This is a genomic window from Streptomyces sp. NPDC029674 (genome assembly GCF_044903205.1).
Lineage (GTDB): Bacteria > Actinomycetota > Actinomycetes > Streptomycetales > Streptomycetaceae > Streptomyces.
Window position 1 is genome coordinate 627,201 of the sequence record NZ_JBJDPY010000003.1, and the last position, 12,564, is coordinate 639,764.

11 protein-coding genes are annotated in these 12,564 nt (G+C 71.6%); 9 read left to right on the top strand and 2 right to left on the bottom strand.

What is annotated here, in order from left to right:
• Window positions 1–15 precede the first annotated feature (15 nt).
• From ACI2L3_RS10230 to ACI2L3_RS10255, 6 genes are all read left to right on the top strand, one after another.
• The gene (locus ACI2L3_RS10230) at window positions 16–390 is read left to right on the top strand and encodes an STAS domain-containing protein (RefSeq protein ID WP_404751940.1); all 375 of its coding nucleotides are present in this window, start codon (window positions 16–18) and stop codon (window positions 388–390) included.
• A 272-nt stretch (window positions 391–662) separates the two neighbouring features.
• The gene (locus ACI2L3_RS10235) at window positions 663–1,169 is read left to right on the top strand and encodes an ATP-binding protein (RefSeq protein ID WP_404751861.1); all 507 of its coding nucleotides are present in this window, start codon (window positions 663–665) and stop codon (window positions 1,167–1,169) included.
• 232 nt (window positions 1,170–1,401) lie between these two features.
• Complete coding sequence (locus ACI2L3_RS10240; RefSeq protein WP_404751862.1) at window positions 1,402–2,145, top strand: LPXTG cell wall anchor domain-containing protein; 744 nt, start codon at window positions 1,402–1,404, stop codon at window positions 2,143–2,145.
• A gap of 36 nt (window positions 2,146–2,181) precedes the next feature.
• Complete coding sequence (locus ACI2L3_RS10245; protein WP_404751863.1) at window positions 2,182–3,234, top strand: hypothetical protein; 1,053 nt, start codon at window positions 2,182–2,184, stop codon at window positions 3,232–3,234.
• Between the two features lie 542 nt (window positions 3,235–3,776).
• Complete coding sequence (locus ACI2L3_RS10250; protein WP_404751864.1) at window positions 3,777–5,036, top strand: hypothetical protein; 1,260 nt, start codon at window positions 3,777–3,779, stop codon at window positions 5,034–5,036.
• Entirely contained in the window at window positions 5,036–6,364 is a 1,329-nt protein-coding gene (locus ACI2L3_RS10255) for a hypothetical protein (protein ID WP_404751941.1), read from the top strand. Before ACI2L3_RS10250 ends, ACI2L3_RS10255 begins: the two co-directional genes overlap by 1 nt.
• Window positions 6,365–6,472: 108 nt before the next feature.
• On the opposite strand, the gene ACI2L3_RS10260 is transcribed toward ACI2L3_RS10255, so the two are convergent.
• Window positions 6,473–7,150, bottom strand: coding sequence for a response regulator transcription factor (locus tag ACI2L3_RS10260; protein ID WP_362997384.1), 678 nt, complete (start codon window positions 7,148–7,150; stop codon window positions 6,473–6,475).
• A gap of 473 nt (window positions 7,151–7,623) precedes the next feature.
• On the opposite strand from ACI2L3_RS10260, the gene ACI2L3_RS10265 reads away from it, so the two are divergent.
• The 3 genes from ACI2L3_RS10265 (at window position 7,624) to ACI2L3_RS10275 (ending at window position 11,855) form a co-directional block, all read left to right on the top strand.
• Window positions 7,624–9,150 (top strand): peptide MFS transporter, encoded by a 1,527-nt coding sequence (locus ACI2L3_RS10265; RefSeq protein ID WP_404751865.1) that lies wholly within the window; start codon window positions 7,624–7,626, stop codon window positions 9,148–9,150.
• Window positions 9,151–9,270: 120 nt separating this feature from the next.
• Complete coding sequence (locus ACI2L3_RS10270) at window positions 9,271–10,107, top strand: alpha/beta hydrolase (protein WP_404751866.1); 837 nt, start codon at window positions 9,271–9,273, stop codon at window positions 10,105–10,107.
• Between the two features lie 455 nt (window positions 10,108–10,562).
• Entirely contained in the window at window positions 10,563–11,855 is a 1,293-nt protein-coding gene (locus tag ACI2L3_RS10275; protein ID WP_404751867.1) for an ATP-binding protein, read from the top strand.
• Here ACI2L3_RS10275 and ACI2L3_RS10280 read toward each other — a convergent pair.
• The gene (locus tag ACI2L3_RS10280; RefSeq protein WP_404751868.1) at window positions 11,852–12,382 is read right to left on the bottom strand and encodes a GtrA family protein; all 531 of its coding nucleotides are present in this window, start codon (window positions 12,380–12,382) and stop codon (window positions 11,852–11,854) included. The genes ACI2L3_RS10275 and ACI2L3_RS10280 overlap by 4 nt on opposite strands.
• Between the last annotated feature and the right edge of the window lie 182 nt (window positions 12,383–12,564).

Genomic DNA, 12,564 nt, shown 5'->3' on the forward strand with positions numbered 1-12,564 from the left:
CGGAAGAGAGTGACGATGGACCGCGGGACGGTCGGCAGCGCACACAGGGGCCGGCTTCTGGTCGAAGTCCGGAAGGTGGGCACGAGTGCCGTCGTGACCCCGGCGGGTGAGTTGGATCACCACACCGCCGACGTGTTGCGCGAGCCACTCGAGAACTGCATCACGGACGGATTTGCACGACTGGTCGTCGACTGCTCACGCCTTGAGTTCTGTGATTCCACCGGGCTCAACGTGCTGCTCGGTGCCCGGCTCAAGGCCGAGGCGGCGGGCGGCGGCGTGCATCTGGCGGGAATGCTGCCGGTGGTCGCCAGGGTCTTCGAGATCACTGGGGCCGAGGCGGTCTTCACCGTCCACGAGACGCTCGAAGCGGCTCTGAGCGGCTCTGGGTGAATGATTCCGCATGAGTCCGCGCTGGTCACACGCGACAGTTACGCTCCAGTTGCCTCTGCGTGATCATGGCGTTACCAGCGTCACACGGACCGTGCCGAAGAAGTGGGTGTTCTCACGGCCCCTCCGGGCAGGAGAGACCTGGATCCGCCGACAGCGGTCCGCAAAATCAACAGTCAGAACGGCAACCAGCCGATGTCCCCTACTCGCCCAGAGTTCTCAACTTGTCCAGAGTTCAGAGCCCTCAGTCCTCTTGTCGGTGAGGTGAAGCGCTGATGAGCACCACCCGGCCTTACTCGCCGGGCGACCGCGGCCCGGATTCCGAGGCCGCAGTCGCGGACGCTCCCGCGGACCGGATCTCCGGTACGCCCACCCGGCAGGTCCGCAGACTGAGCCTGAACGGGGCGAGCGGGATCGTCCCCCTCGCGCGCGACTACACGCGCGAGGCGCTCCACGCGTGGGGCTGGCTGCCCGCGGAGGGCGCCGAGCGGCGCGCCGCCGCCGAGGACGTGCTCCTCGTCGTCTCCGAGCTCGTCACCAACGCCTGCCTGCACGCCGAGGGCCCCGACGAGCTCTGGCTCTCCAGCGATGGCAAGGTGCTGCGCATCGAGGTCTCCGACCGCGGCACGGGGCAGCCCGCGCCGCGCACGCCGCACCGCGCGGGGCGCCCCGGCGGGCACGGCATGTTCATCGTCCAGCGGCTCTGTCTGGACTGGGGCGTCGTCCGGACCCCCGGGACCACGGGCAAGACGGTCTGGGCGGAGCTGGGCGCGCCCGCCTAGCGCCGGTCGGCCTCCGTCCGGCGGCCGCCTGGCGCCCACCTGGCTCCCGCCCCTGGGCCATAGCTGTTACCCACGGTTCGTACGCGCGCCGGATCACTCGGATCCGGCGCGTCTTTTGTCTTCCCTCGACAAGGTCCCCGGCGTACCTTGAGCGCCCAATCTGATGTGCCGTCAGTAACACCAGTAACTCCGCACCGCGGCACGCCACGACCGGCATGAGGGGACAAACGAGGTGTCGCACACGAAAAAACCGGCCGCGCTCGCGCTCGCCACCGTCCTGGCCGGCGGCTCAGCGGTGCTGATGGCCGCCCCCGCCGCGCAGGCCACCGTCCAGGACGTCAACTACCAGTGCAAGACGCCCATCGGGAACAAGGGCGCCGTCTCGCCGATCGACATCAAGAGCGTCAAGAGCGGCAGCGGCTACAAACTCACCATGTCCTTCCAGAAGGGCGTCTCCTCCAGCCCGGTGGAGCTCGGCAAGGGCGCGATGAAGCCAAGTGCCGTGATCAAGGTGGGCGGCGCCGACAGCGGCACCGTCCCGGTCTCCGGCGCGCCGAACTCGGCGGCGATCCCCGCCAACACCCCCATCAAGATCAGCGATCTGTCGGGCACGTACACGCCCGAGAAGAGCGGCAAGGTCACCTTCACGGCGGGCGTCCTCACGATCAAGGCGCTCGGTACGACCACGACGTGCACGCCGTCCAACAACCCGAAGCCGTCCCTCGAACTGGACGTCAAGGGGTCGGGTGGCGGCTCTGACGGTGGCTCCGGAGGTGGGTCGGATACGGGATCCGGCGGTACGTCGGACGCCTCGGGCGGCTCCGACAGCGCGGCGTCCGGCGGCGCGGAGCTCCCGCAGACCGGCCCCGCGGACTCCGCCGTCGCGCTCGGCACCCTCGGTGGCACCGTGCTGCTCGCGGGCGCGGCCGGCGCGCTCTGGCTGACCCGCAGGAACCAGGCGGCTCGCTCCCGGTAGCGCGAAGGAAGACTGCGAGAAGGTCAGGAGCCGCCGATGCCGCTGATGCCGCCGATGATGTCCTCCGCACGGGTACGGGCCGCGCTGACGTCCTCCGTGGGTGCCGCGCTGTGTGCGGCCGCCCTGGTGGTGACGGCCGCGGCCCCCGCGCACGCGGACGGCGGCGGCTCCGCGGACTGGTCCGTCGCGCCCTCCGCGGGCGCCGGCAAGCGCCCCGCGAAGGACGGGCGGCCCGCGTTCTACGCGGAGGGTGCCCCCGGCGCGGTGCTCCAGGACACCCTGTCCGTCACCAACCCCGGCCCGAAGCCCCGCACGGTCTCCCTGCGCGGCGCGGACGCGCGCAACACCGGCTCCGGCGCGTTCTCCGTCACCCCGGCCAAGGGCAGCCCGAAGGGGACGGGCGCGTGGATCACCTTCGCGAAGCGGCAGGTGAAGGTTCCGCCGCGTACCCGCGCCGAGGTGCCGTTCACGCTGACCGTGCCCGCGAGCGCGCTGCCCGGCGACCACCCGGGGGCGATCGTCGCGAGCGCCGGCGGCCGCACGGTGGGCGTGCGGGTGCACCTGCGGGTCGGCGGCCCGTCCCTCTCGGCGCTCACCGTCGAACGCGTCAAGGTCGACACCGACGCCGAGCGCATCACCTACGACCTGGTCAACCGCGGCAACACCGTGCTGACCCCGAAGCTCGCGGTGCACGCGGAGGGTGTCCTCGGCACGCTCCTCGACCGCCCCGCGCGCACGCTGCCGGTCGAGCTCCTGCCCGGCCGCCGGGTCTCCCTCACCGAGCCGTGGCGGGACGCCCCGGCCCTCGACGCGGTCGACGTCGAGCTCACCGCCACGGCGGCGGGCGGCGCCCGCGACACGGCCACGGCGTCCGCCCGCATCGTGCCGTGGGGCGCGGTGGCGGGCGGGGGAGCGCTGCTGCTCGCCGTCGCGGCCGGGGCGATCCATCTCGTACGCAGACGGGGTCGGCGTTCCGAGGAGCGGCAACCCGAGCCGGTCGCCGACGAACAGGAACGCGGCGACGAGCGGGAGTTGGCACGGACGGGGACGGGGACGGGGACGCGGACGAGGACGGGGGAGGAACTGTGAACGAGAAGAGCAGGCCGGGATCAGGGGTGGGCGCCGTAGTGGCGGCGCTGACCTTCGTCCTCAGCAGCGTCGTGGCACTACCGCAGACCGCAGCGTCCGCCGCGTCCGCCGGCTCCGCCGCACCGGTCGCACCGGTCGCACCGGTCGCACCGGTCGTGCCCGCTGGCTCCGCCGCGTCCGGCGCGTCCGCTGGCTCTGCCACGTCCGCCAGCTCTGCTGCGTCCGTTGGCTCCGTCGCACCGGTCGTGCCCGCTGGCTCCGCCGCGTCCGCCGCGTCCGCCGCGTCCGCCGCGTCCGCCAGCTCTGCCGCGTCTGCTGGCTCCGTCGCACCGGTCGCACCGGTCGTGCCCGCTGGCTCCGCCGCGACCGCCGCGACCGCTGGCTCTGCCACGTCCGGCGCGTCCGCTGGCTCCGTCGGGTCCGGCGCGTCCGCTGGCTCCGTCGGGTCCGCTGGCTCCGTCGCGCCCGTCGCGCCCGTCGGCTCCGCCGCGTCCGCCAGCTCTGCCGCGTCTGCTGGCTCCGTCGCACCGGTCGCACCGGTCGTGCCCGCTGGCTCCGCCGCGTCCGCCGCGCCCGTCGGCTCCGTCGCGTCCGCCGGCTCTGCCGCGCCCGGTGCGTCCGCAGCGTCCACAGGCTCTGCCGCGCCCGCTGGCTCCCCCGCCTCCGCCGCGGACGCCGCGGACGCCGCGAACGCGGCCAACGCCGCGGACGGCCCCACCCTCGAACTCTCCACCTCCCAAGCGGGCAAAGGCGGCTCCGTCACCGTCGAGGGCAAGGGCTGGCGGCCCGGTGCCCTGCTGATGATGCTCGTCTGTGGGCAGTCCGCGCCCGGCAAGGGCGTCATCGGCGGCACCAACTCCTGCGCCAACTCCGAGGGCCGGGCCGTCACCACCGACAAGGACGGTGCCTTCGGCAAGAAGCTTCCCGTGGCCGAGCCGCCGGAGCCCTGCCCCTGTGTCGTCCACGTGTCCACCGTGACCGGCGAGAAACAGCAGGTCGACGCGGTGCTGAAGGTCGCGGGGCATCCCGTGAAGGCGCTGCCCGAGCAGGCGGGTGGTGGGAAGCTGTCCATCCTGACGGACACCCGGCTCGAGGGGTCCGGCGGAGTGCTGACCTGGTTCGGGGCACCACCGCAGCGCACCCTCGAATTCACCGTCGGCAACGTCGGCTCGGCGCCCGTCAAGAACCCCGTCTTCCAGGTCGGCACCTCCCATGGCGTCTTCGCCCCGGAGTGGCAGGAACAGCAGTGGCGCGGCACCGTCGCGCCCGGCAAGAAGGCGCGGATCAAGCTGTCCGTGGAGCTCTCGGCGGGCGCGCACGGCGACTACCTCGTCTCGCTGAAGTTCGGCGGCAAGGTCCTGGCCGAGCAGCCGTGGGGCGTGGGCCGCCCCTGGGGCGTCACCCTCTTCTGGATCCTGCTCGGCGTCGTCGTGCCCGCGGCCGTCTTCCGCATCGGCATGGCGGTCGTCGACCGGCTCCGCCCGAACCGGCGCCGCACGTCGCACGGCGGCCGCCACCGCACCGGCCGCCGCCTCGCCGAACTTACCCAGCGCCTGCCCCAGTTGAGGCTTCCGCAGGGAGCGGTCGACGCGGACCGCAAGGCCCGGGATGCGGGCGGCCCGCGTACGTCCCACACGGCGCCGACGCCGGCGCCGCGCACGAAACCGACGGGGGGACCCGGCACGGGCGGCTCCGGCACGACCGGCTCCCTGCCCTGGTTCACCCCCGACACAGACCCCGGCGCACCCGCAGGCCGGCTCTCCGCACCGTCCGACGACAGTCCGACGAAGGGAACCACGTGATCACGCAACGACGGAGAGCGGGCGCGGCCTCGGTCGCGCTCCTGCTGGGCGGAGCGGGCATCCTGCTCACCGCGGGCCCGGCACAGGCCGCCGAAGCCGCCGAAGTCGCCTACAAGACGGAGTGTGTTCCGCCGCCGATCTCCAATCTGCCTCCCGTTCAGGGCACGACCCAGGTGGAGATCACCGCGCCCGCCACGGCGAAGGTCGGCGACGAGGTGGAAGTGGTGTGGAAGACGACGCAGGCCGCGTCGAAGAACCCGGACGTCCTCGACCTGGCCGAGAACACGGTGCAGCCCACCGGCACGGTCAAAGTGGCCGGCGGCCAGACCGGGGACCTGAAAATGACGGGTGAGCGCAAGAACCCGCCCATCAAGAAGAACAGCCCCATGATCCTGTCCGACATGAAGGGCAAGCTGAAGCTGACGGCGGCGGGCGAGGTGACGCTCACCCCGGACGCGTACAACATCAACGTCAGCAAGCCGATCTCGACCGACACGAAGTGCACGCCGAAGGAGCAGGTGAAGGCGGGCGCGACGATCAAGGTGACGGCGAGTGGCGGCACGTCCTCCGGCGGCAGCTCGTCCTCGGGCGGCGGCACGTCCTCGGGCGGTGCGTCCGGTGGGGGCACCTCCAGTGGGGGCACTCCCGGTGGAGGTACCTCCGGTGGCGGCGACGGGCAGACCGATTTCCCCGGCAAGGAAGTCCAGACGCCTTACAAGTGCAAGACCCCGATCGGTGACAAGGAAGCGACCTCGCCGGTCCAGATCAACGCCAAGAAGGACGGCGGCGGTTACGGCCTGACCGTGCAGTTCAAGAAGGCCGTCATGGACAGCCCGGCCGACATCCCCGCGGACTCCGTGAAGCCGTCGATGGAGGTCGCGCTGGGCGGCGCGGACAAGGGCACGGTGCACGTCGAGGGCCCCACCAACAAGGAGCCCATCAAGTCCGGCGACCCGATGACCATCCCCGACCTGACGGGCACGTACAAGCCGGGCGCGGACGGTAAGTCGACGCTGTCGCCGGGCGTACTGACGGTGAAGGCGCTCGGTACGACGACGACGTGCACGCCCGCCAAGAGCGAGGTCTCCCTGGAACTGGACACGGCGGCCCAGCCGGGCGGGGCGTCCGGTTCCGGCGGCGGCGGCACGTCTTCGGGCGGCGGTACGTCTTCGGGTGGCGGCTCGTCCTCGGGCGGCGGCGGCCTCGCGGAGACCGGCGCCGACGACAACGGAGCGTTGCGCGCGCTCGGCCTGGTGGCCGGCACGGTGATCCTCCTCGGCGGAGCCGTCTTCACCTTCCTGCCCAGGCGGCGGGGCGGCCTGCGCTAGCCGCGTCCGCGGGGGGCCTGGGACCGGTGGCTCCCCGCGGGCCGTGCGTGGCTGGTCGCGCAGTTCCCCGCGCCCCTGGAAGGAGGCACCGCCCCCGAAGGGGTGCCGTCAGCTCTTCTCGAAGCGGAAACCTACGCCTCGTACCGTCGCGATGTAGCGAGGATTCGCCGCGTCGTCACCGAGCTTCTTGCGGAGCCAGGAGATGTGCATGTCGAGGGTCTTCGTGGAGGACCACCACGTCGTGTCCCAGACCTCGCGCATCAGCTGGTCGCGGGTGACGACGCGGCCCGCGTCGCGCACGAGGACCCGGAGGAGGTCGAACTCCTTCGCGGTGAGCTGGAGCTCCTCCTCGCCCATCCAGGCGCGGTGCGACTCGACGTCGATGCGCACGCCGTGCGTCGCGGGCGCCTCCTTGTGCTCCGTGGCGCCGCGCCGCAGCAGGGCCCGGACCCGGGCGAGCAGCTCGGCGAGGCGGAACGGCTTGGTCACGTAGTCGTCGGCGCCCGCGTCGAGGCCGACGACCGTGTCAACCTCGTCGGCGCGCGCGGTCAGGATGAGGATCGGCACCGTGAGCCCGTCGGCCCGCAGCCGGCGGGCCACCTCGAGGCCGTCCATCCCGGGCAGCCCCAGGTCGAGCACGACAAGGTCCACACCGCCCTGGAGGCCTGCGTCGAGGGCGGTCGGGCCGTCCTCACGCACTTCGACCTCGTAACCCTCCCTGCGCAGGGCACGGGCCAGCGGCTCCGAGATGGACGCGTCGTCCTCGGCGAGCAGTACACGGGTCATGGGGTGATGGTAGTCCGCGGTGGACAACACCAGGGAGGTGATCGCACAGTGGAGCACCATGCCTACGGCTATGGGACGCGATCCCAGGAAACACCTTTGATTGTGCGCTGTTGGTTGCAGCGAAACCTGTGATCCATCTCTCAAGTCCTTCCATATGCATCCCTGCGGTGTCGTATGGTGACCCAACGCCTCATGCACTACTCAAGGACCTTTGGCCCGCTGTGCGGCCTTAGGTCTCTTTTATGTGCGGGCCAGTTCTGCTGGCCTTGAAAGGAATGACCTGTGGTCGGGCCCTGCGCGCGAGGATGCGCCCAGGGTGTGGATCCCGGAGTCACCGCTCCTCACCTCCGCATGCGGGGGTGGGAACCTCCCCCGGGCGTGGGGTCGGGCGGTACGACGACGGTGCCGACCGCCCCCCACCGGGCGCGCTCACGCTCCTGCCGCGCGCGTCCCGAACCCACGAGGATCGACCCATGGCGTCCAGCCTGACGAAGGACTCCGCCAGCACCCCTGGCACCGAGAAGACCTTCTTCGGCCACCCCCGCGGACTGGCCACTCTGTTCATGACCGAAATGTGGGAGCGGTTCTCCTACTACGGCATGCGCGCCCTGCTCGTGCTCTACCTGGTTTCCGGCGGCGCCGACGCGGCCACCGGCAGCCAGGGCGGCGGCCTTGCGTACACCGCGGCGGCCGCCACGGCCATCTACTCCGTCTACGTGGCCATGGTCTATCTCATGGCCATGCCCGGCGGCTGGATCGGTGACCGCGTCTGGGGCGCCCGCAAGACCGTCGCCATCGCGAGCTGCGTGATCGTCGCCGGTCACGTCTGCCTGGCGCTGCCGAGCTCGGCGATGTTCTTCGTCGGCCTGGCGCTGGTCGCGGTCGGCTCGGGTCTGCTGAAGGCCAACATCTCGACGATGGTCGGCCAGCTCTACAGCGACCCGAAGGACCTCCGCCGCGACGGCGGCTTCACCATCTTCTACATGGGCATCAACCTCGGTGCCTTCGCCGCGCCCTTCGCCATCGGCATCCTCGGTGAGAAGGTCAACTGGCACCTGGGCTTCGGCCTGGCCGCGATCGGCATGGCGCTCGGCGCCATCCAGTTCATGGTCGGCTCCCGCCACCTGTCCGCGGAGAGCAGCAAGGTCCCGAACCCGCTGTCCGCCGAGGAGAAGCGCGGCGTCATCGTCAAGACGCTGGGTGCCGTCGCCGTCATCGCGGCGTTCTACCTCGTCGTGGCCTTCACCGACGTCTACCGCCTGACCCTGAACTGGGCGCTGCTCCCGATCACCGTCGCCGGTCTGCTGATCCCCGTCGCGGTCCTGGTCAAGATCAAGCGGGACAAGGAGCTCAACACCGAAGAGCAGACCAAGATGACGGCGTTCATCTGGTTCTTCGTGGCCGCCGCGATCTTCTGGATGATCTTCGACCAGGGCGCGTCGACGCTGTCCCTCTTCGGTGACTCCCACACCTCCCGGGACATCTTCGGCTGGGAGATGCCGAACACCCTGTTCCAGTCGCTGAACCCGGGCTTCATCATGCTGCTCGCCCCGGTCTTCGCCGCCCTGTGGATCAAGATGGCCCGCAGCAACCGCGAGCCCAGCACCATCGTGAAGTTCTCCTTCGCCCTGGTGATGGCCGGCGCCTCGTTCTTCGTGTTCCTCGTCCCGATGGGCATGGCGACCGGCGACACGAAGGTCACCATGTGGTGGCTGGTGCTGATCTTCCTGATGCACACGGTCGCCGAGCTGTGCCTGTCCCCGGTGGGTCTCTCCCTGACCACGAAGATGGCGCCCGCGAAGTACGCCTCCCAGATGATGGGTGTCTTCTTCCTCGCCGTCACCGCGGGCGACAGCGTGACCGGCATGCTCGCCATCGCCGGCGTCGACCTCAACGGCCGGGGCATGGTCGCCCTGGAGGCCACGGCCGCGGTGCTCGCGGGCATCTCGGTCTACATGGCGCGCAAGAAGGTCAGCGGCCTGATGGGCGACGTGCGCTGACCCGCACGCCTCATTCGATTCGCTCGACTCGCTCGAACTGAGGGCCGTCGCACCACCCGGTGCGGCGGCCCTTGGCGTTTCTCCGGATGCGGGGGCGGGGGGCGGTGCAGCATCTGCGTCATGGCCATGCGTCGTACGTTGCTGACCCTCACCGTGTGCGGGGCGTTGCTCTCCTCCGGTGCCGCCGCCCAGGCTGCCCCCGAGCCACCGCCGGGGCGGCTCTTCCACTACGGCGGCCATGCCCGCCAGAACATCACCGTGTACGGCGACCGGGGCCCCGCGCTGATGATCGTGCACGGCGGCTACTGGTCGAAGGACACCGACTGGAGCGGCCGGGCGCGGTGGTTCGCGGCGCGCGGCTTCACCGTGTACGACACGGACTACCGGCTGACGTCCGACGCCGTCTGGCCCGCGCAGCGCGACGACGTGCACGCGGCGCTGCGCTGGGTGCAGGGCTTCCACGGCGGGGGCCTGCCCCTCGTCCTCGGATCGTCCGCGGGCGGGCACCTGGCGCTCCAGGCGGGGGCGTACGGGGCGGGGCGGGCGCGGGTGCGGGGTGTCGTCGCGCTCTCCCCTGTCGCGTCGCCGTACCGCGCGTGGCTGGACGGCGCGAGGCGGGGGGCGTCCGCCGAGCGGCGGGCGCTGCGGAGGGCCGCGGAGCGGCTCGCGGGGTGCGTGCCGACGTGGGCCGCGGGGCGGGACTGTTCGACCCGGTGGGCCGACCTGACCGTCGCCTCCCACGCCTCCGGCGCGGATGACGCTCCGCTGCTGCTGGTCCACTCGGCGGAGGATTTCGTGCCGCGGGTGCACTCCGCGGAGCTTGCGGAGGCGCAGCGCGGGGCGGGACTCTCCGACGTCACGGTCCGCACGGTGCCGGGCCCCGCACACGGGGGCCCACTCCTCCGCGACCCGTCCACGTCCCGCGCAATCCTCACCTGGCTCCGCTCCCACACCTGACCCCGGCGGTCGGCTGCGGCCCGCCTGTGGCTGGCCGCGCAGTTCCCCGCGCCCCTGAAAACCCGCCCCCGCGTCTGCCCGCGGCCGCTCGCGGGCGACTGCGGACGATCCGTGGCTGCTCGCGCAGTTCCCCGCGCCCCTGGGGGGCCCGCGGCAGCGCCCCGTTAGGGGCGCGGGGAACTGCGCGAGCAACCAAAAGCAATCCGCAGCCGCCGCCCAACCGCCGGAGGCAGACGCGTCTGCGGCCCGTCGCGGGCTGGCCGCGCAGTTCCCCGCGCCCCTGGGGAGCCCGCGGCAGCGCCCCGTAAGGGGCGCGGGGAACTGCGCGAGCAACCAAAAGCAGACCCGCACCCGCCGTCGAGCCGCCGCAGGCAGACGCGTCTGCGGCCCGTCGCGGGCTGGCCGCGCAGTTCCCCGCGCCCCTGAAGCCACCCCGGACGCGGGACACTGAGTAAATGCGCCGCAGATTGATCAACAGCACTCTCGCCGTCGTCCTCGTAGTGATCGCGGTCTTCGGAGTGAGCCTCGTCATCGTAGAGACGAGGACCATCAGCAGCAGCGCCCAAGAGCGCGTCGAATCCGAGGCGCTGCGTCTCGCCAGCATCGTCGACAGCAGGCTGATCAGCGACGAGAAGATCACCGGCGCCATCCTCAGGGACCAGGTCGCCGGCGACCGTTACGCCCGTATCGAGATCCCCGGCCGCAAGCCCATCGAGATCGGCACCCGCCCCACCGGCGACGTCATCAGCGCCACCCGCCCCGGCGAGCAGCGCGAGAAGGTCACCGTGCAGGAGCCGAAGGCGGCGGTGACCCGCGAGGTCGGCCGCACCCTGCTGATCATCGCCGCCGTGGCGCTGCTCGCCATCGTCGCCGCCGTGCTCCTCGCCGTGCGGCAGGCCAACCGCCTCGCCTCCCCGCTCACCGACCTCGCCGAGACCGCGGAGCGCCTCGGCTCGGGCGACCCCCGCCCCCGCCACAAGCGGTACGGCGTCCCGGAGCTGGACCGCGTCGCCGACGTCCTGGACTCCTCCGCCGAGCGGATCGGCCGCATGCTGACCGCGGAACGGCGGCTCGCCGCCGACGCCTCGCACCAGCTGCGCACACCGCTGACCGCGCTCTCCATGCGGCTCGAGGAGATCACCGTCACCGACGAGCTGGACACCGTGAAGGAGGAGGCGACGATCGCGCTGGCGCAGGTGGAGCGGCTGACCGACGTCGTGGAGCGGCTGCTCACCAACTCCCGTGACCCGCGCACCGGCTCGGCCGTCGCCTTCGACCTGGACGAGGTCGTCAAGCAGCAGCTGGAGGAGTGGCGCCCGGCCTACCGCAGCGCGGGCCGCGCCATCGTCAGCTCGGGCAAGCGGCACCTGGAGGCGGTGGGCACGCCGGGCGCGGTGGCGCAGGTCCTCGCCGCGCTGATCGAGAACTCGCTGATGCACGGCGGCGGCACGGTCGCGCTGCGTACCCGCGTCACCGGCAACCAGGCGGTCATCGAGGTCACGGACGAGGGCCCGGGCGTACCGGCCGACCTCGGCGCCCGCATCTTCGAGCGGACCATCAGCGGCCGCAATTCGACGGGAATCGGCCTCGCGGTGGCGCGGGATCTGGCCGAGGCGGACGGTGGCCGCCTCGAGATGCTGCAGACGCTGCCGCCGGTCTTCGGGCTCTTCCTGTCGCGTACGCCGACGTCGAAGGGCACGGACAGCGAGAAGACGGACGAGAAGACGGACGAGAAGACTGTGCGCTAGCGGACCACGGGCTTCTCGTCAGCCTTCTCGTCCGCCTTCTCCCCACCCGTCGTCTCCAGGAACGATTCGGCATGGGCGGTGACGGTCTCGCTCACGGGCAGCGCCTTGAACACCCAGGTGCGGTACGACCAGAAGCGGAAGAGCGTCGCGATGCCCATGCCGAGGAACTTGAAGAAGTTGGCCTGGAGCCGGCCGTCCCAGCCGAACCAGTACGTCGCGGCGTAGAGCACCCCGTTCTCGATGACCAGGCCGACCCCGCTGAACAGCAGGAAGAGCGTGAGTTCCTTGGTGCGGCCGGTCTTGTCGCGGTCCCGGTACGTGAAGTAACGGAACCCCACGTAGTTGAAGGCGATCGCGACGACCGTGGCGACGACGCTCGCGCGCACCACATGGAGGTCGGTGACGTGCCGCACGAGGTTGAAGACAGCGAAGTTCACCAGCGTGCCGACCGCTCCCACGGCCCCGAATTTGGCGACCTCACGCCAGATCTGGTCCAGCCGCACGCGCAGTGCGCCCCGTTCCGTCATGGTGTCGCCCCAGCCCCCGTCGATTCGTACCGGTGGTCGTACCGGTCGTGTACGTGCCGACGGATTGGTGATTCGGTCGTGTCGACCCAGCCATGCTAACCAGCGGGCCTCCCCGGCGCTCGCGGGCGCCCGGACACTGTGCCCGCGCTGTGACGGCGGGGGCCGCGGGGCACTGGTTCCGG

Bases quoted from the DNA above. Each gene is read 5' to 3' on its own strand.
- ACI2L3_RS10230 (WP_404751940.1), top strand. From the start codon at position 16: ATGGACCGCGGGACGGTCGGCAGCGCACACAGGGGCCGGCTTCTGGTC.
- ACI2L3_RS10235 (WP_404751861.1), top strand. From the start codon at position 663: ATGAGCACCACCCGGCCTTACTCGCCGGGCGACCGCGGCCCGGATTCC.
- ACI2L3_RS10245 (WP_404751863.1), top strand. From the start codon at position 2,182: ATGCCGCTGATGCCGCCGATGATGTCCTCCGCACGGGTACGGGCCGCG.
- ACI2L3_RS10260 (WP_362997384.1), bottom strand. From the start codon at position 7,150: ATGACCCGTGTACTGCTCGCCGAGGACGACGCGTCCATCTCGGAGCCG.
- ACI2L3_RS10265 (WP_404751865.1), top strand. From the start codon at position 7,624: ATGGCGTCCAGCCTGACGAAGGACTCCGCCAGCACCCCTGGCACCGAG.
- ACI2L3_RS10270 (WP_404751866.1), top strand. From the start codon at position 9,271: ATGGCCATGCGTCGTACGTTGCTGACCCTCACCGTGTGCGGGGCGTTG.
- ACI2L3_RS10275 (WP_404751867.1), top strand. From the start codon at position 10,563: ATGCGCCGCAGATTGATCAACAGCACTCTCGCCGTCGTCCTCGTAGTG.
- ACI2L3_RS10280 (WP_404751868.1), bottom strand. From the start codon at position 12,382: ATGACGGAACGGGGCGCACTGCGCGTGCGGCTGGACCAGATCTGGCGT.